This is a genomic window from Mesorhizobium sp. B2-4-19 (assembly GCF_006441315.1).
In the GTDB taxonomy this organism is placed as follows: Bacteria; Pseudomonadota; Alphaproteobacteria; order Rhizobiales; family Rhizobiaceae; genus Mesorhizobium.
In genome coordinates, this window is the sequence record NZ_VFUV01000002.1 from 40,803 (window position 1) to 64,168 (window position 23,366).

Genomic DNA, 23,366 nt, shown 5'->3' on the forward strand with positions numbered 1-23,366 from the left:
GCGGCCGAGTCCACCATCGACGGTGGGCCAGGCGGATCAATTCAGATGTCAGGCGTGTCAGACAATTCCGCCCGAGCCGCCGACAACAGCCGGGCGTTCGGCCGCGACCTTGGCGCGGTAGCCCGCCGCCCGGTAGGTGGCGACCGGATCGATGGCACCCCCGGTTTTCAGCCGCGCCATGGCGAGGATCGGCTCGACATCGGTGCGGTAGGCCGCTTTCAGCGTCTGGGTCGCCATCAGCGCGTCATTGCCGTCCTGAAAACCTTCCAGCGCCTTGCGGTCGACCAGCAGCGCCTGTGCATAGGCGCGCTGCAGCTCGACCGCCGACAACATCAGGCTTTCGATCGGATCGGTGACGTTGTGGCTCTGGTCGAGCATGTGGGCGGGATCGAAACCCTCGGCCTCGGACAGTTCGGCATCGACCAGCTCGTTGAAAACCAGGAACAGCCGGTAAGGATCGATCGAACCGGCGTCGAGGTCGTCGTCGCCATATTTCGAATCGTTGAAATGGAAGCCGCCAAGTTTCTTGAACTGGATCAGCCGCGACACGATCATCTCGATGTTGACGTTGGGCGCGTGGTGGCCGAGGTCGACGAGGCAGAAAGCCTTGTCGCCCAGTTCCTTGGCGATAAGGTAATTGGTGCCCCAGTCCTGCACGACCGTGGAATAGAAGGCCGGCTCGTACATCTTGTGTTCGGTGAAGAGTTTCCAGTCGGCGGGCAGCCCGGCATAAACCTCCTTCATGGCGTCGAGGTAGCGCTCGAAGGCTTTGGCGAAATTGACCTGGCCGGGAAAATTCGAGCCGTCGCCGATCCACACCGTTAGCGCCTTGGAGCCGAGCGTCTTGCCGATCTCGATGCATTCGAGATTGTGCTCCACCGCCTGCCGGCGGGTGCCGGCGTCGGCATGCGACAGCGAACCGAATTTGTAGGAGAGTTTCTGGTCCCTGGCGTCGGAGAAGGTGTTGGAATTCATGGCATCGAAGCCGAGGCCGAAGCGCGAGGCCGCCTGCTTCAGCCGGTTCGGGTCAGCCTTGTCCCATGGAATGTGCAGCGAGACGGTCGGCGTCGCCTGCGTCAGCTGGCTGATGACGGCGCAATCCTCGATCTTGTCGAAGATATCGCGCGGCTCGCCGGCGCCGGGAAAGCGGGCAAAGCGCGTGCCGCCGGTGCCGACGCCCCAGGAGGGGATGGCAACCGCAAATTTCTCGACCTTGTCGCGGATGGCGTCGATGGCGATGCCGCGGCGGTCGAGACGTTCGCCGAGCGAGGCATAGTCGCGCTCGAGGCCGGGCTTGCGCGCGGTGTTATCTTTTTCGAGGATTTCGGCGGAAATGATGGTTTCGGACAAGTGCTGGTTCCTCCCAAGAATGTGTGCGGCTGGCGCCGCCCCCTCATCCGCCCTTCGGGCACCTTCTCCCCGTAAACGGGGAGAAGGGAAGCGCTCCAAATCAGCGCGTAAAGCTCTGCGCGTTGCCGGCGTCGACGTTGATGATGTTGCCGGTCGACTTGGCCGACATGTCGGAGGCAAAGAAATAGATCGCTTCGGCGATGTCTTTCGGGAAGACCGAGCGCTTCAGCATCGAGCGCGAGCGGTAATGTTCCTCGAGGTCGTCCGTGGACATCTTGTAGGCGGCGGCGCGCTGTTCCTTCCACTCGCCGGTCCAGATCTTCGAGCCGCGCAGCACGGCGTCCGGATTGACGACATTGACCCTGATCTGCGCTTCCGCGCCTTCCAGGGCGAGACACCGGGCGAGATGGATTTCCGCGGCCTTGGCCGTGCAATAGGCGGCGGCGTTGGGTGAGGCGGCAAGACCGTTCTTGGAGGCGACGAAGACGACATTGCCGCCGATCTTCTGCACCCGGAACAGCCGGAACGCTTCCCGCGAGACCAGGAAATAGCCTGTCGACAGGATGTCCATGTTCTTGTTCCACAGCGCCAGCGACGTCTCCTCGATCGGCGCCGAGGAGGCGAGACCCGCGTTGGAGACCAGAATGTCGATGCCGCCGAACTCGACCGCCGTCTCGGCAAAGCCCGAGACCACCTGGTCTTCCGAGGTGACGTTGATCACCACCGGGCGGACGAAATCCTTGCCGTAGGCCTTGGCCAGTTCTTCATTGGCGCTGGCCAGTGCAGCCTCATCGATGTCGGCCAGCACCACGCAGGCACCTTCGCGCAGCAGGCGGTTGGCGGTCGCCCGGCCGATGCCGCCGGCGCCGCCGGTGACCAGCGCGATCTGGCCGGCGAGCGATTTCGGCTTCGGCATGCGCTGCAGCTTCAGATCCTCGAGCAGCCAGTATTCGATGTCGAAGGCTTCCTGGGCGGGCAGGCCGACATAGGACGAAACCGTCGAGGCGCCGCGCATGACATTGATGGCGTTGACGTAGAATTCGCCGGAAATTCGCGCCGTCGCCTTGTCGCCGGCGAAGGTGAACATGCCGACGCCGGGCATCAGATAGACCACGGCGTTGGGATCGCGGATGGCAGGCGAGTCCGGATGCTTGCAGCTGTCGTAATAGGCCTGGTAGCCGACGCGGTATTCGGCGATGTCGTCGGCGAGGCGCGCAATGACCGCATCGACATCAGGTTTTGCCGGATCGAACTCGATGACCAGCGGGCGGATCTTGGTGCGCAGAAAATGGTCCGGGCAAGAGGTGCCGAGTGCCGCCAGCGGGCGCAAATCCCTGGAGTTTACGAATTCGAGCACGGCGGCGGAATCGTCGAAATGGCCAAGCTTGTGGCTCTTTTCCGAGATCAGGCCGCGGATTTTCGGCATCAGTTTCGCCGCGATGGCGCGGCGGGTGGCGGCATCGAGCGACTTGACCACTTCGCCGCCGAAGATGGCGAGGCCCTCGGAGCGGCGTTCGAACCACTCGATCGCCTGGTTGATCACCGAAATCGTCGTCTCGTAGCATTCCTTGGGCGTGTCGCCCCAGGTGAACAGGCCGTGGCTTTCGAGGATGACGCCCTTGGCGGCGGGATGTTCGAGGCAGAATTTCTCCAGCCAAAGGCCAAGCTCGAAGCCCGGCCGCTTCCATGGCAGCCAGCCGATGGCATCGCCGAAGATCTCCTTGGTCAGCGCTTTGGAATCCTTCGCCGCGGCAATCGCGATGATGGCATCGGGATGCATGTGGTCGACGAAAGGCTTCGGCACATAGGCGTGCAGCGGCGTGTCGATCGAGGCCGCGCGCGGATTGAGGTTGAAGGTGCAGTGGGGCAGATATCCCACCATCTCGTCCTCATGCTCGACGCCGCGATAAAGGCCTTTCAACGCGCGCAATTTGTCCATGTAGAGGGTGGCGAAACCGTCGAGCTTGATCGAGGCGCTGTCGCCCCCCGAACCCTTGACCCACAGCACTTCGACGGTCTCGCCGCTGAGCGGATCCTTCTGCCATATCTTGGAGGAGGTGTTGCCGCCGCCATAGTTGGTGACGCGCTTGTCGGAACCCAGCGTGTTCGAGCGATAGACCAGAAGCTCGGGATCGCTCATCCCCTTGGCCGTCGCATCGTCCCACAGATTGGCAAGGCGCGAGCCGGAGCGCTTGTCGAGCATAAGGTATCCTCCCTGGGACGCAAAAGCCGCAGTCCATTTTGCCGGGAATGTCTACGCAAGCGCCTCGCTTGTCAATCACAAACGATCAAGATCGATCATATTGCACTGCACAATGAAATTATATGATCGGAAATGATTGACAATGCTCGTTTTGAGTGCCTAGATGGCCAGGCAGGGAGGAACCATGCACGAAAAAGAGCGCCACAGGATCATTCTGTCCGCCGTCCAGGAAAAGCCTGTGGTGACGGTGCAGGAGATGGTCGACCTGACGGAGTCGTCCGAGGCGACGATCCGGCGCGACATCGCGGCTCTGCACGTCCAAAAGCGCCTGCGCCGAGTGCGCGGCGGCGCCGAGGCGATTTCGCCGCCGCAATTCATCGGCCTGGCCGGCCGGCCCTTTTCCGTCAACGAAACGATCAACGCTTCACAGAAGCGGGCGATCGCCCGCGAGGCGGTCGAATTGTGCGGGGATGGCGAGCCGATCATCATCAATGGCGGCACCACCACCTTCCAGATGGTGCATTTCCTGACTGGGCGGCGCATGCCGATCTTCACCAATTCGTTCCCGATCGCCGAGCATCTGCTCAAGCACTCGAAGAACACGGTGATGCTGTCGGGCGGCACCATCTATCGCGAACAGAACATCATCCTGTCGCCCTTCGACAATGACGTGACCCGCAATTTCTACGCGCGCCGCATGTTCATGGGCGCCCAAGGGCTTGGACCGCTCGGCCTGATGGAAGGCGACCCGCTGCTGATCCAGGCGGAGCAGAAGCTGATCGACCAGGCCGACGAGCTGGTGGTGCTGGTCGATTCCTCGAAATTCCGCAAGCGCTCCAGCCTGATCCTGTGCGGGCTGTCGCGCATCGCCACCGTCATCACCGATGACGGCATCGAGGATCGCGAAGCCAAGATGTTGGAGACCGCGGGCGTGACGCTGATCGTCGCCCGCAAGACGGCAAAGGAAGAATCTTCACTGCAGGCCTGAGACCAACTCACGCCCGCAGCGGCGATGGAAATGCAACGCTCAAGGGAGGATATGCGATGAGCTTTTTGAAGAAATTGATGGTGACGGCCGCATTCTCGGCCGCCATGTTCGTGAATGCAGCCTATGCCGAGAACGTCAAGATCGCACTGGTGGTGAAGTCGCTCGGCAACGGCTTCTTCGACGCCGCCAACAAGGGCGCCGAAGAGGCGGCCAAGGAACTCGGCGATGTCGACATCATCTACACCGGCCCGACCAAGGCAACCGCCGAAGCGCAGATCGAAGTGGTCAATTCGCTGATCGCGCAGAAGGTCAACGCCATCGCCATTTCGGCCAATGACGCCGACGCGCTGGTGCCGGTGCTGAAGAAGGCCATGGAGCGCGGCATCACTGTCATCTCCTGGGATTCGGGCGTCGCCAAGGAAGGCCGCCAGCTTCACCTCAACCCGTCCGACACCGGCCTGATCGGTGAGACCATCATCAAGCTTGCAGCCGACTATTTGCCGGAAGGCGGCGATGTCGCGATCCTGTCGGCGTCCTCGACCGCGACCAACCAGAACGCCTGGATCGACGCGGCCAAGAAGGTGCTGCCGGAGAAGTTCCCCAAGATCAAGCTTGTCGCCACCGTCTATGGCGATGACGATTCGGCCAAGAGCACCGACGAAGCCAAGGGCCTGCTGAAGTCCTATCCGAACCTCAAGGCGATCATCGCGCCGACCACCGTCGGCGTCGTCGCCGCCGCCCAGGTCGTCACCGACGAGAAGCTGATCGGCAAGGTCAATGTCACGGGCCTGGCGCTGCCGTCCGAATTCAAGAAGTTCATCGACAACGGCGCCAGCCAGGCGGTTGCGCTGTGGAACCCGATCGACCTCGGCTACTCGGCCGTCTACCTCGCCCACGACCTGGCAGTGAAGAAGGAAGAGGCCAAGCCCGGTGCGACCCTGTCGATCGGCCGCGTCGGCAAGGTCACGCTCGACGATACCAACTCGGCTGCGATGGCTCCGCCCTTCCAGTTCGACAAGACCAACATCGAGAAGTTCTCCAAGATCTATTGATCTGGGACCCTCTCAGGCTGCCGCGGCGGGGCTCACGTCCCGCCGCGATTTTAAACGGACCTTGTTTCAGGGCTTGATACGACCATGGACACGACAGCCCAGCACGGCACGGTGAAGGAGAGGCCAGCGGCCTCCACGCCACGGCTGACGCTGTCCGGCATCTCCAAGAGCTTTCCCGGTGTGCGCGCGCTGCACAATGTCAGCCTGTCGCTCTATCCCGGCCAGGTGACGGCACTGATCGGCGAGAACGGCGCCGGCAAGTCGACGCTGGTCAAGATCATGACCGGCATCTACCAGCCGGATTCGGGCACGATCAGCATCGACGGCCGGGCCGTCAGCTTGCCCAGCGCGCATGCCGCCTTCGGCCATGGCGTCACCGCCATCCATCAGGAAACCGTGCTGTTCGACGATCTGAGCGTCGCCGAAAACATCTTTCTCGGCCACGCGCCGCGCACACGGCTAGGCACCATCGACTGGCGCACGATGCGCAAGAATGCCCGCGAAGTGCTCGACACGATGCATGCCGGCCATATCGACGCCGATGCGCGTCTGAAAGACCTCGGCATCGCCAACAAGCATCTCGTCGCGGTGGCGCGCGCCATGTCGATCGACGCGCAGATCGTCATCATGGACGAGCCGACAGCCGCCCTTTCGATGAAGGAGATCGAGGAGCTTTTCCTGCTCATCGAATTCCTCAAGGAGGAAGGCAAGGCGATCCTGTTCATCAGCCACAAGTTCGACGAGATCTACCGCATCGCCGACCGATACACGGTGTTCCGCGACGGCGAGATGGTTGGCGAAGGCCTGATCAAGGATGCCGGCCAGAGCCAGATCGTGCGCATGATGGTCGGCCGCTCGGTCGATCATATCTTTCCGCAGCGCAAGGCAGAGATCGGTGCGCCGGTGCTGTCCGTCGCCGGCCTGTCGCACCCGACCGAGTTCAACGACATCGGCTTCGAACTGCACAAGGGCGAAATCCTCGGCTTCTACGGCCTCGTCGGCGCCGGCCGCAGCGAGGTGATGCAGGCGATTTCGGGCATCACCCGGACATCGGGCGGCACGATCACGCTGGAAGGCAAGGCGATAGCGCCGAAATCGGCGGCGGATTCGATCGAAGCCGGCATCGTCTATGTGCCGGAGGAACGCGGCAAGCAGGGCGTGGTGATCGGCCTGCCGATCTTCCAGAACGTCTCGCTGCCCTCGCTCAAGCGCACCTCCAAATCTGGCCTGCTGCGGCTGGCCGAAGAATTTTCGCTCGCCCGTTCCTACACCGAGCGGCTTGATCTCAGGGCCTCGTCGCTCAGCCAGGATGTCGGCACGCTGTCGGGCGGCAACCAGCAGAAGATCGTCATCGCCAAATGGCTGGCGACCGCGCCCAAGGTGATCATCCTCGACGAGCCGACCAAGGGCATCGACATCGGTTCCAAGGCCGCCGTGCATGGCTTCATGGCCGAGCTGGTGGCGCGAGGCCTGTCGGTGATCATGGTGTCGTCGGAACTGCCGGAGATACTCGGCATGTCCGACCGGGTGGTGGTCATGCGCGAGGGCCTTGTCGCGGCGGTCTATGACAATAAGGGGCTGGACGCCGAGACGCTGGTGCGGACGGCAGCGGGGATCGCGGCATGAAGGCCTTTCTGAAATACCGCGAGATCTGGCTGGCCGCGGCCATCATCGTGCTGATCGGGCTGATCTCGACCCGCTTCCCGGCCTTCGCCGACCCCGGCAACCTGCGCCAGGTTTTCAACGACACCTCTATCCTGATGATCCTGGCGCTCGGCCAGATGGTGGTCATCCTGACGCGGTCGATCGACCTGTCCATGGCCTCCAATCTCTGCTTCACCGGCATGGTGGTGGCGATGCTGAACGCCGCACACCCGGCGATCCCGATCCCGGCACTGATCGTCATCGCGCTGGCGGTCGGGCTGGTGCTCGGCGCCATCAACGGCCTTCTGGTGTGGCGGCTGAACATTCCTTCGATCGTGGTGACTTTGGGAACGCTCACCATCTATCGCGGCGCCACCTTCGTCCTGTCAGGCGGCGCCTGGGTCAATGCCGACAAGATGAGCCCGGATTTCATCGGTTTCCAGCGCGCCGCCTTCCTCGGGATTCCGGTGCTGTCCTGGATCGCCATCCTGGTCATCGCGCTGTTCTTCGTGCTGATGACACGCACCGCGCTCGGCCGCTCGATCTATGCCATCGGCGTCAACCCGACGGCGTCGGTCTATACAGGCATCGATGTCGGCCGCACGAAATTCATTGTCTTCTGCATTTCCGGCATGATCGGCGGGCTTGCCGGCTACCTCTGGATCTCGCGCTACGTCATCGCCTCGGTCGAGGTCGCCAACGGCTATGAGCTCAACATCATCGCCGCCTGCGTCATCGGCGGCATCTCGATCGCCGGCGGCATCGGCTCGGTCGGCGGCGCGGTGCTTGGCGCGCTGTTCCTCGGCATCATCTCCAACGCGCTGCCGGTCATCAACATCTCACCCTTCTGGCAGATGGCGATTTCGGGCAGCGCCATCATCCTGGCCGTCGTGCTCAACGCCCGCGGCGAACGCCAGCAAGGCCGCATCATCCTGAGAAAGGCGGAGGCGGCATGACCGACATCCCTGCCCCACGCCATATTCCCGACCGGCTCGACAAGCCGTTCACCTCGGCGATCTTTTCCTGGGAGGCACTGCTGGTCGTGGTGGCCGTCGCCATCTTCGCCATCAACAGCTTCGCCTCGCAATATTTCCTCGATCCCTACTCGCTGTCCGATCTCACCTTCAACTTCACCGAGAAGGGCCTGATCGCCTTTGCCATGGCGCTGCTGATCATCTCTGGCGAGATCGACCTGTCGGTCGCCGCCATCATCGCACTGGCATCGACCATGATGGGCATGGCGGTGCAGGCGGGTGCGGGTACACCGGTACTGGTGCTGATCGGCATTGTGGTCGGGCTTGGCTGCGGCGCCTTCAACGGGCTGTTGGTGACACGGCTCGGCTTGCCGTCCATCGTCGTCACCATCGGCACGATGAGCCTGTTCCGCGGCATCGCCTTCATCATCCTCGGCGACCAGGCCTATAAGGGTTATCCCGAAAGCTTCGCCTTCTTTGGCCAGGGGTATGTCTGGTGGGTGGTGTCGTTCGAGCTGGTGCTCTTCCTCATCGCCGCCGTCGTCTACTGGTTCCTCCTGCATCGCACGAGCTTCGGCCGCCGCGTCTTCGCCATCGGCAACAATCCGGTCGCGGCGCAGTTTTCCGGCGTGCGCGTCGGGCGTATCAAATTCATCCTCTTCTGCCTGACCGGGCTGATGTCGGGTATAGCCTCGGTGCTGATCACCTCGCGCCTCGGCTCGACGCGACCGTCGATCGCGCAAGGCTATGAGCTGGAAGTCATCACCATGGTGGTGCTCGGCGGCGTCAGCATTCTGGGGGGCGCCGGTAGCATTGTCGGCGTGGTGCTCGCCGCGTTCATCATGGGGCTGGTGACGTTTGGGCTCGGCCTGCTCAACGTGCCCGGCATCGTCATGTCGATCTTCATCGGCGTGCTGCTGATCATCGTCATCGCCCTGCCGATCGTCTGGCGGCGGCTGCGAGGTAGCAACTGATGGCTGAGAAATACGCGTTCAAGATGAAGCTCAAACCGGGCATGAAGGCCGAGTACAGGAAGCGCCATGACGAGATCTGGCCGTCGCTGGTCGCGCTCTTGAAACAGGCCGGCGTGTCCGACTATTCGATCCATCTCGATGAAGAGACCAACATCCTGTTCGGCGTGCTGTGGCGGTGCGACGATCACGGCATGGCCGAATTGCCGAAGCACCCGGTGATGCAGCGCTGGTGGGCATATATGGCCGACATCATGGAAACGAAGCCGGACAACGAGCCGGTGGCCGTGCCGCTGGAAACTGTGTTCCTTATGGCATGAGTGCTCTGCGCCACATCGCCGTCATCGACATCGGCAAGACCAACGCCAAGGTGGTGCTGGTCGACCTCGCAACCTTGAGCGAAGTGGCACTGCGCCGGATGGCGAATGCGCCTGTGCGGCAAGCGCCCTACCCGCATCACGATGTCGAGGCGCTGTGGGCGTTCATCCTCGACAGCCTTGCCGGCCTCAACCGCGAACAGCGCATCGACGCCATCTCGATCACCACCCATGGCGCGACAGGTGCGCTGGTCGACGCCTCTGGCGAACTGGTGCTGCCGGTGCTCGACTATGAGTTCGACGGCCCCGACAGGCTGGCGGCGGACTATGACGCTGTTCGACCGCCCTTCGCCGAGACCGGCACGCCGCGCCTGCCGCTCGGCCTCAATCTCGGCGCGCAATTTTTTTGGCAGCAGAAGCGCTTTCCGGCCGCGTTCGCGCATGCGGCCGCGATTTTGATGTACCCGCAATACTGGGCGCTGCGCCTGACCGGCGTCGCCGCCAACGAAGCGACCTCGCTTGGTTGCCACACCGATCTGTGGGACCCATGGCATGCTGACTTTTCGTCGCTGGTCGATCGGTTGGATTGGCGCCACCTGATGGCACCGGTGCGGCCGGCCAGGGATCGCCTCGGTCCGATCCTGCCGGCGCTTGCCGCGCGCACCGGCCTTGATGCGCAAATCCCTGTGATCTGCGGCCTGCACGATTCCAACGCCTCGCTGCTGCCGCATCTCCTGTCCGACGCGCCACCGTTCTCGGTCGTCTCGACCGGCACCTGGGTGGTGTCGATGGCGGTCGGCGGCAGAGAGATTGCGTTGGATGCGGCGCGCGATACGCTGGTCAATGTCAATGCGCTGGGCGACCCGGTCCCTTCAGCGCGCTTCATGGGCGGTCGCGAGTTTTCCGTGCTGACGGAAGGCCGGCCGGAGACTTGGAGTGACGATGATGTCCGGGCCGTGCTGGCGCGGAAGACATTGCTGCTGCCGTCGACGCAGCAGGGATCAGGGCCGTTCCCGCATCAGGCGGCGACATGGCTCAATGCCGACGGCATGAATAATGGCCAGCGATTTGCCGCCATCTCGTTCTACCTGGCACTGATGACGGCGACCTGCCTCGACCTGATAGGCGCCGATGGCCCGACCACCGTCGAAGGGCCGTTTGCCCGCAATCGCCTGTTCATCGGCATGCTGGCGGCGGCGACCGCGCGCACTGTCGTCGCCTCCGAAGCCGCCACGGGAACCAGCATCGGCGCGGCACTGCTGGCAACGGACCAGGTAACGGCTCATGGCAAAGGCGAGCGGCTGGAACCGCCGACCGACCCGGCCTGGGCCGGCTACGTCAGCGCGTGGCGCGCAGCGGTCGAAGCACGGGGATAGGTATGTTCGACACCACGACCAATGTCCATCAATTCGCGTAGAGCAGCCCCTGCGGATCGATCTCCGGCTTGCGGCCGGCGATGAGGTCCGCCAGGAACTTTCCCGAGCCGCAGGCCATGGTCCAGCCGAGATGGCCATGGCCGGTATCGAGATAGAGGTTTCGGTATTTCGCCTGCCCGAAGACGGGGACGGAGTTCGGCATCATCGGCCTCAGGCCCGCCCAAAGCAGCGCCTTCTTCTCGTCGAACGCACCGGGAAACAAATCCTTGCCCGTGTTCAGGATCGAGCTGAAATCGCGCGGCTTGAAGCTGCGGTCGAAGCCGGTGAATTCCGCCGTGGACGACATGCGCAAGCGGTTGCCGAGCCGCGAATAACCGATCAGCCGGTCCTCGTCGGCGCCACCCATGGTCGGCCCCTTGCTCTCGTCCTCGAGCGGAACGGTGACGGTGTAGCCCTTTACCGGATAGACCGGCAGGTCGATGCCGTAACGGCGGCCAAGCAGGCCGCTTTCCGGCCCCATCGAGATGACGACGGCGTCACCCGTCACCGGTCCGGCCGAAGTCATCACCGCGCGCACCCGGTCGTCCTCTATGTCGAGACCCTCGACCGTCGTGCCGTAGAGGAATTTCACACCGAGCTTTTCGACGGCATGGGCGGCGAGCTTTTCCACGAACTGTCGGGAATCGCCGGTCTGGTCGATCGGCGAGTAGACGCCGCCGGCGATCTTCTCCTTCACGCCGGCAAGCCCCGGCTCCAGTTCGACAAGCCGGTCGCGGCCGACGATCTCGATCGGCAGTCCGTGCTCGCCGAGGTAGCGGTAATTGTCGGTGCCGGTGTCCAGGCTCTTCTGCGTACGGAAGAAATAGAGGATCCCCCGCTTTCGCTCATCGTAGTGGATGCCGGTCGTCGCAGAAAGGGCGTTGATGCAGTCGCGCGAGTACAGCGCGAGCCTCAGCTTGACGTTGGTGTTGGCACGCAGGCGCGCCACGGTGCATTCGCGCAGGAAGCGCAGGCTCCAGGCATAAAAATAGGGATCGAGACTCAAACGGACCTTGATGCCGAGGTCGTGGTTCCAGAGGCCCCGAATGAAGGTCTTGAGGGCCGACGGCGAGGCCCAGGCGGTGGCATCGCCCGGCGACACCAGGCCTGCATTGGACTGGCTGGTGCCCCGCGCCGGCGCCTCATGACGCTCGATCACGGTGACCTCGTGGCCATCGTTAGCCAGATAGTAGGCGGCGGCCGTGCCAACGACGCCGGCTCCAAGCACCAAAACCTTCATGCGCGCCCTCGAGGATCATACTGGCAGCGCGCCTTTGCACACCACCCTGAACGAGCCTCAATAACGCGTATAGGCGCGCCCTGCGAGCCCTTGGCCCAACAGGTCAGTTCCTAACGGAATTTTTGGTCGTCAGGATGCGCTCCCAGGCCAGCGCATCCTTGACGATCTGGTCGAGATCGTCGCGTTGCGGCGTCCAGCCGAGTTCCGCCCGGGCAAGGTCCGAATTGGCGACCACCGCCGCGGCGTCGCCGGGGCGCCGGTCGCCCATCTTCACCTCGAAATCGTGGCCAAAGGCGCGGCGCACGCTCTCAATGACCTCGAGCACCGAATAGCCATGGCTGTAGCCGCAATTGGCGACGAGGCTCTGTCCGCCGGCGCGCAGCCGCTGCAGCGCCAGGCGATGCGCAGCTGCCAGGTCGCTGACATGGATATAGTCGCGCATGCAGGTGCCGTCCGGCGTCGGGTAGTTGGTGCCGAAGACCTGCATGAACGGGCGCTTACCGAGCGCGGTCTCGCAGGCGACCTTGATGAGGTGGGTGGCGCCCGGTGTCGACTGGCCGGTGCGACCCCTGGGGTCGGCGCCGGCGACGTTGAAATAGCGCAGCGCCGTGTAACGGATGTCGTGCGCGAGGCCGGCATCGCGCAACATCCACTCGCTCATCAGCTTGGACAGGCCATAGGGCGATTCCGGCGCCAGGCGGGCATCCTCGCGCACCGGCTCCAGCCCGGCGCCGCCATAGACGGCGGCGGTCGAGGAAAAGATGAAATGCGGCACGCCCTCGCGCACCGCGGTTTCGATCAGCGTGCGCGTCTTCGAGGTGTTGTTCTCGTAGTAGGCGAGCGGGTCGGCGACCGATTCGGGGACCACGATGGAACCGGCAAAATGGATGATCGCGTCGACATGATTGTCCCTGATGATCGAACCAACCAATTCCCTGTCGGCGACGTCGCCGACGACGAGCTTTGCCTCCGGCGCTACCGCCCATTCGAAGCCGGTGGAAAGCCGGTCGAGCACGACCACGCTTTCGCCGGCATCCAGCAGTTCCCAGACCATGTGGCTGCCGATATAGCCGGCGCCGCCTGTCACCAAAACCGTCATCCGCATCCTCGCATCTCAAGATTTATCGGAAACTGTCTCAAACACCGCCTTACTGGAAAGCCTGCCGCATGGCCATTAGAACCCTTGGTAACCGGCGTTCACCAAATGTGGCATCGTGCTGAAACAAAAGTGATCCACAAAGCGTCTCTTGGAGTGGGAATAGGCCACGATCCGTCATCGTTAGGAACAGGTGCGGGGCGTGGCATTTTGACCAAAACGGCCCGGTGGACGACCAATAGGCCAATGATTATGATCCCGCGCAAAATTGGGAAGCCGACATGAACTACCAGCGGTTCTTCGAAGAAGCGATCGACCAGCTCCACGCGGAGCGTCGCTATCGTGTCTTCGCCGACCTCGAGCGCATCGCGGGCAAGTTTCCGCGCGCCATCTGGCGCGCCAATGGCCGCGCCGAGGAAATCACCGTCTGGTGCTCCAACGATTATCTCGGCATGGGCCAGCACCCCGATGTCATCGCCGCGTTCCAGGACGCGGCCGGCAAGATGGGCTCGGGCGCCGGCGGCACCCGCAACATTTCCGGCACCTCCAATCCGCTGGTCGAGCTCGAGCATGAGCTCGCCGACCTGCACGGCAAGGACGCGGCCCTGGTCTTCACCTCCGGCTTCGTCTCCAACGAAGCCTCGATCTCGACCATCGCCCGGCTTCTGCCCAACTGCCTGATCATCTCGGACGAGCTGAACCACGCCTCGATGATCGAAGGGGTGCGGCGCTCGGGCGCGGAAAAGAAGATCTTCCGGCACAACGATGTCGCGCATCTGGAAAGCCTGCTGCAGGCGGCGGGGCGCGAACGCGCCAAGCTGATCGTCTTCGAAAGCGTCTATTCGATGGATGGCGACATCGCGCCGATCCGGGAGATCGTCGAGCTCGCCGAGCGCTACAACGCCATGACCTATATCGACGAGGTGCATGCGGTCGGCATGTACGGGCCGCGCGGCGGCGGCATCACCGAGCGCGAAGGCCTGGCCGACCGCATCGACATCATCGAAGGCACGCTGGCCAAGGCATTCGGCACGCTGGGCGGCTACATCACCGGCACCAGTGCGGTCATCGACGCGGTGCGCTCCTATGCGCCGGGCTTCATCTTCACCACGGCGCTGCCGCCGGCGATCGCGGCCGCGGCCACCACCTCGATCCGCCATCTCAAGCACTCGCAGGCCGAGCGCGACGCCCAGCAGCGGCAGGCAGCGCGGACCAAGCAGATCCTGTCGGCCGCCGGCCTGCCGGTGATGGAGTCGCCAACCCATATCGTGCCGGTGCTGGTCGGCGATCCGGAACTCTGCAAGATGGCCAGCGACCGCCTGCTCGGTGTGCACGGCATCTACATCCAGCCGATCAACTATCCGACCGTGCCGCGCGGCACCGAACGTCTGCGCATCACGCCGACACCGTTCCATTCGGATGCGCTGATCGCCGAGCTGCAGGACGCGCTGGTCGAGACCTGGGACGCGCTTGGCATTCCCTACGGCTCGACAGGACGGCCCGCCGTCGCCAAGAGCGACCGGATCGTTCCGCTCCTGGTGCCCAAGTCCGGCGGTTGAAACGCGGCTCGACTGCCAGCCAACGCGGGCTGGCTAAATAGTCTTCATCCATTTCGCCAGCCGGTGCGCCGCTTCCTCGATCTGGTCGAGGCGTCGGTGAAAGCACAGCCTGAGGAAGGCTTCGCCGCCCGGGCCGAAGGCAGTGCCGGGCGCCAGGCCGACATTGGCCTTGTCGACGATGTCGAAAGCGGCGGTGCGGGAATCGGTGATGCCGTCGACGGTGAAGAACAGATAGAAGGCGCCCTGCGGCACGGCAAACCGCGCGCGGCCGGTGGCGCCGAGAATGCCGCAGACCAGGTCGCGCGCTTTTCTCGCCCGCTCCACCTGTTCGGCGACGAAGCCATCGCCCTCGTCAAGCGCGGCCACCGCGCCGCGCTGCATGAACTGGGCAACACCGGAATTCGAATACTGGATCAGGTTCTCGAACACCTGCTGCAGGCTCGGATGCGTCTTTATCCAGCCGACGCGCCAGCCGGTCATCGCCCAGTTCTTGGAAAAGGAGTTGACGAACAGGATGCGGTCCTCCTCCGTCGCGATGTCGAGGAAGGACGGCGCACGGCCATGGCCATAGTGGAACAGCGAATAGATCTCGTCGGCGATGATCCAGACGTTCTTGGCGCGCGCCAGGTCGAGGATCGCCTGCAAGGTCTCGTGATCGGCGGTCCAGCCGGTCGGGTTCGACGGCGTGTTGATGAACAGCGCCTTGGTGCGCGGCGTGATCGCCGCGGCGATCTTCTCGACGTCGCAGGACCAGCCATTGCCGGAATGATCGAGCGTGACCGGCACCGGAACGGCTCCCGACAGGGCGGCGGCAGCGTCGAAATTCGGCCAGGCCGGCGACAGATAGATCACCTCGTCGCCGGCGCCGGCGAGAGCGGTAAGGGACATCTGGATGGCATGCATGCCGGATCCAGTGACGATGAATTGCTCCTCCGGGAAGGTCTTGCCGAAATGCCTGGCGTAGTAGCGTGCCAGCGCCTGCCTGAGGTCGGGGATGCCCCTCTGCCAGGTGTAGAACGTCTCGCCGCCGGCCAGCGCCTTCGACGCGGCATCGGTGATGAAGGCGGGTGTCGGCAGGTCGCCCTCGCCGGCCCATAACGGGATCAGGCCCTCGCGCAGGCGGCCGTAATTGACGACGGCGACAATGCCGCTTTCCGGTGCGGCGCGGGCTTCGGCGCGAAAGCTATCGATCAGGCTCATGGACAATCCGTTTTCCCTTGGGGTTGCCGCTCTTTACCAGATACGAAAACAGAAAACCCCAGCCGCGAACGACCGGGGTTTTGGTCCAGCAATGTTTGCCAACGGTTAGCGCTTGGCGAGCAGATCGCGGATTTCGGTCAGCAGCGCGACATCGGCGGGAGGCGGAGCGGCGGGGGCAGCAGGCTTTTCGCGCTCGAGCCGCTTGCGCAGATTGTTCACCGCCTTGACCATCAGGAAGATGATGAAGGCCAGGATGATGAAGTTCAGCGCCACGGTGATGAAGCTGCCATAGGCGAAAACAGCGCCCTGTTTCTTGGCCTCGGCCAACGAAGTGGCGGTCACGGCCGCGGAAAGGCCAAAGAAGTAGTTGTTGAAATCCAGACCGCCGAAAATCGCACCGACGATCGGCATGATGATGTCGTTGACAAGGGAATCAACGATCTTGCCGAAGGCGGCGCCGATGATGACGCCGACGGCCAAGTCCATCACGTTACCCTTGGAAATGAATTCCTGGAATTCTTTCAGCATTCGACCCTCCTTGCATGGCGGGCCGCGCTGCCGTTCCGTCCTTGCGACATCGACCCGGCGACAACATAACAAAAACCTTCGGTTGCAACATGGGCAAAAAGGAGAAAGCGACCGCTTTCTCCTTCCCTGCCGTTAGCCTCCAGAAATCACGCGCTTCATGCGCCCAAAGCCGCGATGGACTCCAGCGCCAAGCTGTGATTGCGTTCGATCAAGCCGGATAGAAAGACGGCAAAGGAGGAAATTCCAGGCGTGCAAGGCTTGTTCATCGTCATCATCGCGATCGCCTATGTGACGTTGCTGTTCGCCATCGCCAGCCTGGGCGACCGCCGCTCGGCCATCTCCGGGCCCGGTCGTGCGCGACCCTTCATCTATGCACTCAGCCTAGCGATCTATTGTACCTCGTGGACCTTCTTCGGCTCGGTCGGGCTCTCCTCCGAACGCGGCCTCGAATTCCTCGGCATCTATACCGGCCCGGTGCTGGTGTTCGTGTTCGGTTTTCCGCTGCTCAACCGCATCGTGCGGCTGGCCAAGACCGAGAAGATCACCTCGATCGCCGACTTCCTCGGCGCGCGCTACGGCAAAAGCTTCACCGTCGCGGCGATCGCCACGCTGATCGCCACCATCGGGGCGGTGCCCTATATCGCGCTGCAGCTGAAGGCGATTTCCGGCTCGGTCAGCCTGATGGTCGAGCACTATACGGGATCGCCGCCCTCCTTCGATCCGTTCGTCAGCGACATCTCGCTGGTCGTCGCCATGTTGCTGGCCTTGTTTGCCGTCTTGTTCGGCACCCGCCATGCCGACGCCACCGAACATCAGGACGGGCTGGTGCTGGCGGTGGCGGTCGAAACCGTGGTCAAGCTCGCCGCCTTCCTGGCAATCGGCCTGATGGTCACCTTCCTGATCTTCGGCGGCCCGGGCGACATGTTCGCCAAGCTGGCGCAGAATGCACAAGTGCGCCAGGCGATGGGCTACAACACCTCGCTCGCCACCTGGCTGGTGCTGACTTGTCTGAGCGGCTTTGCCATCGTCATGCTGCCGCGGCAGTTCTACGTCACCATCGTCGAGAACCGCGGCGAAGCCGAACTGCGCACCGCGACCTGGGTGTTTCCGCTCTATCTCGTGGCGATCAACCTATTCGTGCTGCCGATTGCCTTTGCCGGCCTGTCGCTGGTCGGCACGGGCACCAGCAGCGATCTCTACGTGCTGTCGCTGCCCCTGTTCAGCGGCCACGACGTGCTCGCCATGGCGGCCTTCATCGGCGGGCTGTCGGCGGCAACGGCCATGGTCATCGTCGAAAGCGTGGCGCTCTCGATCATGATCTCCAACGACCTCGTCATTCCGCTGTTCGTGCGCCGCCTGCTCAAGACCTCGACCTCCGAGAACGAGGACTGGTCGACACTCATCCTCAATGTGCGTCGCGGAGCGATCTTCATCCTGTTGTTCATCGCCTTCCTCTACTATCGCGAGAGCACCAACAGCGCGCGGCTGTCATCCATCGGCCTGATGTCCTTCGCGGCCATCGCGCAGTTCGCGCCGGCGCTGATCGGCGGGCTGATCTGGCGCGGCGCCAATGGCAGGGGCGCCGCACTCGGCATGATCGCCGGCATCCTCATATGGGGCTACACACTGCTTTTGCCCTCGCTTGTCGCACCCGATGCCGACATCATTTTGCAAGGACTGTTCGGTTTCGACGCATTGCGGCCGCAGGCGCTGTTCGGCACGGTCGCCGAACCGCTGAACCATGGCGTGTTGTGGAGCCTGTCGATCAACACGCTGTTCTTCGTGCTTGGCTCGCTGTCGCGCGCGTCGGTGCCGCTGGAGCGCATCCAGGCGTCGATCTTCGTGCCGCGCGACGCCGGTCCGATGCCGAGCCTGCGCCGCTTCCGCACCGCCATCACCGTCAACGACCTCAAGGACACGATCGCGCGCTACCTCGGCGTCGAGCGCACCGAGCGCTCCTTCCAGTCGTTCGAGAAGACCAACGGCACCTCGCTGCACGGCAAGGAGCAGGCGAGCATGGAGGTCATCCGCTTCTCCGAGCAGCTTTTGGCCAGCGCCGTCGGCTCCTCCTCGGCGCGGCTGATCCTGTCGCTGCTGTTCCGGCGCCATGACCGCGAATCCCGGGATGCCTTCCGCCTGCTCGACGACGCCACCGAGGCGCTGCAGCACAACCGCGACCTCCTGCAGATCGCGCTCGACCAGATGGAGCAGGGCATCACCGTCTTCGACCGCGATTTCCGGCTGATCTGCTGGAACCGCCAGTACCGGGCGCTGTTCGACCTGCCCGACGAGATGGGCCAGGTCGGCGTCTCGCTCGACCAGATCTTGCGCCATCTCGCCGAGCGCGGCGACATCCCCGCCGACCAGCGCGTGGCGATGCTCAACCGGCTGACCAGCTTCGTCAGCCCCTGGCAGATGGAACTGAAGACCAGTGGCCGTATCCTGGAACTGCGCTCCAACCCGATGCCGGATGGCGGCATCGTCGCCACCTATGCCGACATTTCCGGGCGCGTCGAACAGGATCTGGCGCTGAAGCGCGCCAATGAATCGCTGGAGCAGCGCGTCAAGACCCGCACCATCGAACTGACCCGGGTCAACGAGGAACTTGCGCAGGCGCAGATGCTGGCGGAGGAGGCCAATCTCGGCAAGACGCGCTTCCTCGCCGCCGCCGGCCACGACATCCTGCAGCCGCTGAACGCCGCCCGGCTCTATTGCTCCTCGCTGATCGAGAAGGCCGGCAAAGGCCCGGCCGGCAAGGCGGCGGTCAATATCGAATCCTCGCTGGAATCGGTCGAGACGATTCTCGGCGCCGTGCTCGACATCTCGCGCCTCGATGCCGGCGCGATGAAGCCGGACGATACCGCCTTCAATCTCGACGGCCTGCTGCGCCAGATCGGCAATGATTTTCGGCCGATGGCCGCCGAGAAAAAGCTCGGCTTGACGATCATGCCGTCTTCGCTGACTGTGGTGACCGATCGCAATTTGTTGCGCCGCCTGATCCAGAATCTTGTCTCCAACGCCATCAAGTATACCCGCAGGGGTCGCATCCTGGTCGGCGTGCGGCGGCGCGGCGAACTGGCGGAGATCCAGGTGATCGACACCGGCATCGGCATTGCCGGCGAGAAGCTGAACACGGTCTTCCATGAGTTCACCCGGCTCGATGAAGGCGCGCGCGAAGCCGAAGGGCTCGGCCTTGGCCTCTCCATCGTCGACCGCATCGCCCGGGTGCTTCGGCTGGAAATCCGCATCTTCTCCACTCCAGGCAAGGGCACGCGCTTTTCCGTCATCCTGCCCGTCGCAGCGGTGCAGGAACCGCGACGCGAGGTCGAAACCAAGGCTCCCGCCCGTGCCGCGGCTTCGCTCGCCGGGCTGCATGTGCTGTGTATCGACAATGACGCCCGCATCCTCGAGGGCATGCGGCTGCTGCTCGAAGGCTGGGGATGCAAGGTCGATTCCGTGTCCGGCTCACGGGATCTGGAGCACGCCGCGCTACACCGCCCGGATATCGTGCTTGCCGATTACCATCTCGACGGCGAAACCGGCCTCGATATCATCGCCCGGCTGCGTGCGACCCATGGCAACGACCTGGCCGCCGTGCTGGTCACCGCCGACCGGTCCAACGAGGTGCGGGCGGCGGCAGCTGGGCTCGATATTGCGGTGATCAACAAGCCGCTGAAACCGGCGGTGCTGCGTTCGATGATGGCCAGGGTCAGGCCGATGGCATCGGCGGCAGAGTGACGCCAACGGGCCGGCCGGCCAAAGCTGGCGATTTCAGGCCTTGTGCCCCAGGCTCCTGAGGTAGGCGCAGAACATATCGGCTATCGCGTCGGAATAGGTCTCGATCTCCGCAGGCATTCGCGGGCTTGCCGAAAAATCCCGTCCCGCCGCACTGAGCATCGTCGTGACCAGTTCGCCGGCCAAGGCCCGAGTGGCATCGGAGGCCTCGGGCAGGGTCTCCTGCATGAATATCTCGACCGTGCGCTCTGCCGAAGCCCGCGCCTCTTGAGCCTCTGGCGCATCCCGATAAAGCGGCGCCGCGTCGTTGAGCGCGCCACGCACTGCCGCTTCTTCACATTCGGAGCGGACAAAAGCATGCACCAGGATGCGCAGCCGCTCGAGGGGCGGCTTCTCGACCTCCTGGAGAATACGGCACAGCAGGTCGGTCGTTTGCTGCCATTCGTCGCTCTGCAGCCGGAACAGAAGTGCCGCCTTGTTGGGGAAATACTGATAGAGCGAGCCGACGCTGACTCCGGCCTTTTCGGCCACGCGCGTGGTGGTGAAACGCTGCGCGCCTTCCTTCTCCAAAACCTGAACAGCAGCCTGCAAAATCGCCGCGACAAGGTCCGTCGCGCGAGCCTGTTTGGGCAGTTTTCGCGAGGAAATCGAATGACTTGGGCGTTCGGTCATGTCTCGGCCCGGTAATGCGAATTGGAAACCTGAAGGATTATTCGTATTTTCGGAGCAACACAAGCACGCAGCCATTTCGACCGGAGACGTTCATGACGACGCTGACCAATGCCCCGCTGGCCCCGCTGCTCGCCCGCCTGTTCGAAGAAGCCAATGCCGCGACCAGTCCGGTGGCGGGACTGTTGCACGAGGAGCGGGCGCGCCTGCTCAACAGCAAGACTGAATATATCGATTTCTACGGTCGGCTGAAGGACCTCTGGCTGGCGATCTCGCCAGAGACCGGCACGCTGCTCTACATGCTGGCGCGCAGCAGCGGGGCGCGCATCATCATCGAGTTCGGCACCTCGTTCGGCATCTCGACCCTCTATCTTGCGGCAGCGCTCAGGGACAATGGCGGCGGCCGCCTGATCACCACCGAATTCGAGCCATCCAAGGTGATGCGGGCCAAGGCCAATCTGACCGAGGGCGGCCTTATCGACCTGGTGGAGATCCGCGAGGGCGACGCGCTTGAAACGCTGAGCACCGACCTGCCGGAGACGATCGACCTTTTGCTGCTCGACGGCGCCAAGGCGATCTATCCGGAGATCCTCAGCCTGGTCGAGAGCCGCTTGCGGCCAGGCGCGCTGGTCATCGCCGACAATGCCGATTTCTCGCCCGAATATCTGCAGCGGGTGCGCTCGCCGGCATCGGGCTACATGTCCACGCCGTTCGGCGAGGACGTCGAATTGTCCGTGCGGCTCGGCTGAAGCCGGCCCCATCGCCGTATTGGATACTACCACGCGGCTCAAACCTCCTTGTCGCTCCAGGGCGGCCGTAGGCGTTTACGTCAACCAACGCGCAAACCCCTGGCCGTCGACGACAGTCGGGCCTCCATGCGCAGGTGACGTCATGATCAACACGCTTCTTTCCTCCTGGCGCGCAGCCCTGCACCCAGCCCTCGATCGCGCAGATGCTGGTCGGACCGCTGGTGCCGACCGCCGTCAATGCGCTGGCGCCGCCAGCACGGCGCGCCTCCTACATGGCGGCTTCGTCGGTGGCGGTCGACCTCAAGGACTCGTTGGGGCCATCGATCGGAACGGCGCCTTACGCGCTGGCACCGCGCCTGCCCTTGATCACCGGCATTCCGCTGGTGACGATCGCATCGCTTGGTCTCGGCGCCGCCATCGGCCGGGCGCGCAATCCTTCGCGGCCGACGGAGGATGATGCCACGCCGCAACTGGGCTCAACCATCGAAAACTATCGCTGAGGTTCGGCGTCATCGCACAGACGCGGGTCGACAGCCTCAGACGGGGCTGTCGACCATCTGCGAATTGCGGAACCGGGGCTTCACGCCGTTGGCCGCCAGCGACGGACGATGCTCGCGAAACCCCATGGCAAGGGTGCGCAATGCATCGCGCGATTGCGGGTCTGAGAGCGTGGACAAGAGCACGATCTCCGACGACGGCAGCGGCGGAAGGCCGAATTTACGGCTGACCTCGATGGTGCCGGGCGGGGCGAGCTGGGTGATGCTCTATGGCGGCATCGGCGTCTGAATCATGGCCGCCATCAGCTTCGTGAGTTTCAACGTCCGACCGGTGCAGACCGAGGTCCGGTGTCCCGATTGAACAGGCGACGCAGACGCTCAGCCGTTGGTCTGCAACGGGTCGGTGCCGATCTTGGACAGAAGGATCACCGCCTGGGTGCGGCTGTCCACGCCGAGCTTCTGCAGGATGGCCGAGACATGCGCCTTGATGGTCGCCTCGGAAACGCCGAGCTCATAGGCGATCTGCTTGTTGAGCAAGCCTTCGGCCAGCATGCCGAGCACGCGCGTCTGTTGCGGCGTCAGCGCCTGCAGCCGCTTGATCAGGTCCGATATTTCGGGATCGCGCTCGACACCGAGATCGACGCCGACGGGCGCCGCGATGTCGCCGGCCAGCACCGATTGCACGGCGTTGCGGATTTCCTCCATGCTGGCCGATTTGGAGATGAAGCCGGATGCGCCAAGATCGAGCGCGCGCCTGATGGTCGCCGGATCGTCATGCGCCGAGACCACGATCAGTGGCACCGCAGGGTGAATGCCGCGCAGCGAGATCAGGCCGGAGAGACCGCTGGCGCCCGGCATCGACAAATCGAGCAGCACCAGATCGACATCCTCATTGGCCACGACCAATGCCTTGGCGCTTTCGAAATCGCCGGCCTCGTGAATGGCGGCGACATTGCCGATGCCGGCAAGCGCTTCGCGGAGCGCACCGCGAAACAGCGGGTGATCGTCGGCGATGACGAAAGAATAGCCTGACGGCAAATGTTCCTCCCCGAATCCCGTCGATGATTTTTAAGCTTTTCGGGACCAGTCGGGCGATTATGAGGGGCAGCGCGCTGTTTTCAAGCGGCAAAACCAGCGCGCCGCGTTTTCCCCGCTTCGCAAGATCAAAGTCCTACAGCG

The 23,366-nt window shown here is 63.6% G+C and carries 19 protein-coding genes and 1 pseudogene; 11 read left to right on the top strand and 9 right to left on the bottom strand.

The genetic code is table 11. The features are described from left to right. Nucleotides 1-57: 57 nt before the first annotated feature. Both rhaI and FJ546_RS03460 read right to left on the bottom strand, forming a co-directional pair. A complete protein-coding gene (gene rhaI / locus FJ546_RS03455; RefSeq protein ID WP_140888097.1) occupies nucleotides 58-1,350 on the bottom strand; it encodes an L-rhamnose catabolism isomerase in 1,293 nt (430 codons plus the stop codon). Nucleotides 1,351-1,450: 100 nt separating this feature from the next. After that, entirely contained in the window at nucleotides 1,451-3,553 is a 2,103-nt protein-coding gene (locus FJ546_RS03460; protein WP_140888098.1) for a bifunctional rhamnulose-1-phosphate aldolase/short-chain dehydrogenase, read from the bottom strand. Between the two features lie 184 nt (nucleotides 3,554-3,737). On the opposite strand from FJ546_RS03460, the gene FJ546_RS03465 reads away from it, so the two are divergent. The 7 genes from FJ546_RS03465 to FJ546_RS03495 all read left to right on the top strand — a co-directional run bounded on the left by FJ546_RS03465 (nucleotide 3,738) and on the right by FJ546_RS03495 (nucleotide 10,875). Next, nucleotides 3,738-4,541, top strand: coding sequence for a DeoR/GlpR family DNA-binding transcription regulator (locus tag FJ546_RS03465; RefSeq protein ID WP_010913443.1), 804 nt, complete (start codon nucleotides 3,738-3,740; stop codon nucleotides 4,539-4,541). 56 nt (nucleotides 4,542-4,597) lie between these two features. Next, a complete protein-coding gene (gene rhaS, locus FJ546_RS03470) occupies nucleotides 4,598-5,593 on the top strand; it encodes a rhamnose ABC transporter substrate-binding protein (protein WP_095775218.1) in 996 nt (331 codons plus the stop codon). Between the two features lie 84 nt (nucleotides 5,594-5,677). Then, nucleotides 5,678-7,219, top strand: a complete 1,542-nt coding sequence (locus tag FJ546_RS03475) for a sugar ABC transporter ATP-binding protein (protein WP_140888099.1) — start codon at nucleotides 5,678-5,680, stop codon at nucleotides 7,217-7,219. Then, a complete protein-coding gene (locus FJ546_RS03480) occupies nucleotides 7,216-8,193 on the top strand; it encodes an ABC transporter permease (RefSeq protein WP_140888100.1) in 978 nt (325 codons plus the stop codon). Before FJ546_RS03475 ends, FJ546_RS03480 begins: the two co-directional genes overlap by 4 nt. Beyond that, on the top strand, nucleotides 8,190-9,185 hold the full coding sequence (locus FJ546_RS03485) for an ABC transporter permease (RefSeq protein WP_140888101.1): 996 nt from the start codon (nucleotides 8,190-8,192) through the stop codon (nucleotides 9,183-9,185). The genes FJ546_RS03480 and FJ546_RS03485 overlap by 4 nt, the downstream gene beginning before the upstream one ends. Further along, nucleotides 9,185-9,502: an L-rhamnose mutarotase gene (gene rhaM / locus FJ546_RS03490; RefSeq protein ID WP_140888102.1), complete on the top strand. Its 318-nt coding sequence runs from the start codon at nucleotides 9,185-9,187 to the stop codon at nucleotides 9,500-9,502. Before FJ546_RS03485 ends, rhaM begins: the two co-directional genes overlap by 1 nt. Next, nucleotides 9,499-10,875: an FGGY-family carbohydrate kinase gene (locus FJ546_RS03495; RefSeq protein WP_140888103.1), complete on the top strand. Its 1,377-nt coding sequence runs from the start codon at nucleotides 9,499-9,501 to the stop codon at nucleotides 10,873-10,875. Before rhaM ends, FJ546_RS03495 begins: the two co-directional genes overlap by 4 nt. A 28-nt stretch (nucleotides 10,876-10,903) precedes the next feature. Here the strand turns inward: FJ546_RS03495 and FJ546_RS03500 are convergent, their stop codons facing one another. After that, nucleotides 10,904-12,154: a D-amino acid dehydrogenase gene (locus FJ546_RS03500; RefSeq protein WP_140888104.1), complete on the bottom strand. Its 1,251-nt coding sequence runs from the start codon at nucleotides 12,152-12,154 to the stop codon at nucleotides 10,904-10,906. A 103-nt stretch (nucleotides 12,155-12,257) separates the two neighbouring features. Beyond that, entirely contained in the window at nucleotides 12,258-13,253 is a 996-nt protein-coding gene (gene galE, locus FJ546_RS03505) for a UDP-glucose 4-epimerase GalE (protein WP_140888105.1), read from the bottom strand. A 278-nt stretch (nucleotides 13,254-13,531) separates the two neighbouring features. On the opposite strand from galE, the gene hemA reads away from it, so the two are divergent. Beyond that, nucleotides 13,532-14,809, top strand: coding sequence for a 5-aminolevulinate synthase (gene hemA / locus FJ546_RS03510; protein ID WP_140888106.1), 1,278 nt, complete (start codon nucleotides 13,532-13,534; stop codon nucleotides 14,807-14,809). Between the two features lie 33 nt (nucleotides 14,810-14,842). Here the strand turns inward: hemA and FJ546_RS03515 are convergent, their stop codons facing one another. Together FJ546_RS03515 and mscL are read right to left on the bottom strand one after the other, a co-directional pair. Beyond that, nucleotides 14,843-16,009 (bottom strand): pyridoxal phosphate-dependent aminotransferase, encoded by a 1,167-nt coding sequence (locus FJ546_RS03515; protein WP_095787326.1) that lies wholly within the window; start codon nucleotides 16,007-16,009, stop codon nucleotides 14,843-14,845. A 105-nt stretch (nucleotides 16,010-16,114) separates the two neighbouring features. Next, on the bottom strand, nucleotides 16,115-16,537 hold the full coding sequence (gene mscL, locus FJ546_RS03520; protein WP_140888107.1) for a large conductance mechanosensitive channel protein MscL: 423 nt from the start codon (nucleotides 16,535-16,537) through the stop codon (nucleotides 16,115-16,117). Nucleotides 16,538-16,786: 249 nt separating this feature from the next. On the opposite strand from mscL, the gene FJ546_RS03525 reads away from it, so the two are divergent. Then, complete coding sequence (locus FJ546_RS03525) at nucleotides 16,787-20,275, top strand: PAS domain-containing hybrid sensor histidine kinase/response regulator (protein WP_140888108.1); 3,489 nt, start codon at nucleotides 16,787-16,789, stop codon at nucleotides 20,273-20,275. Between the two features lie 33 nt (nucleotides 20,276-20,308). Here FJ546_RS03525 and FJ546_RS03530 read toward each other — a convergent pair whose 3' ends face one another. Further along, nucleotides 20,309-20,944: a TetR family transcriptional regulator gene (locus FJ546_RS03530; RefSeq protein WP_140888109.1), complete on the bottom strand. Its 636-nt coding sequence runs from the start codon at nucleotides 20,942-20,944 to the stop codon at nucleotides 20,309-20,311. Nucleotides 20,945-21,036: 92 nt separating this feature from the next. Between FJ546_RS03530 and FJ546_RS03535 the strand changes: the two genes are divergently transcribed. Together FJ546_RS03535 and FJ546_RS03540 are read left to right on the top strand one after the other, a co-directional pair. Further along, nucleotides 21,037-21,690: an O-methyltransferase gene (locus FJ546_RS03535; RefSeq protein WP_140888110.1), complete on the top strand. Its 654-nt coding sequence runs from the start codon at nucleotides 21,037-21,039 to the stop codon at nucleotides 21,688-21,690. Between the two features lie 203 nt (nucleotides 21,691-21,893). After that, nucleotides 21,894-22,190 carry a hypothetical protein gene (locus FJ546_RS03540; protein ID WP_246686735.1) on the top strand — a complete coding sequence of 99 codons (297 nt, stop codon included), beginning with the start codon at nucleotides 21,894-21,896 and terminating at the stop codon, nucleotides 22,188-22,190. Between the two features lie 36 nt (nucleotides 22,191-22,226). On the opposite strand, the pseudogene FJ546_RS03545 reads toward FJ546_RS03540, so the two are convergent. After that, nucleotides 22,227-22,448 (bottom strand): annotated as a pseudogene (locus FJ546_RS03545) (LysR family transcriptional regulator); the annotation flags it as partial. A gap of 117 nt (nucleotides 22,449-22,565) precedes the next feature. After that, the gene (locus FJ546_RS03550; protein WP_140888111.1) at nucleotides 22,566-23,225 is read right to left on the bottom strand and encodes a response regulator transcription factor; all 660 of its coding nucleotides are present in this window, start codon (nucleotides 23,223-23,225) and stop codon (nucleotides 22,566-22,568) included. Between the last annotated feature and the right edge of the window lie 141 nt (nucleotides 23,226-23,366).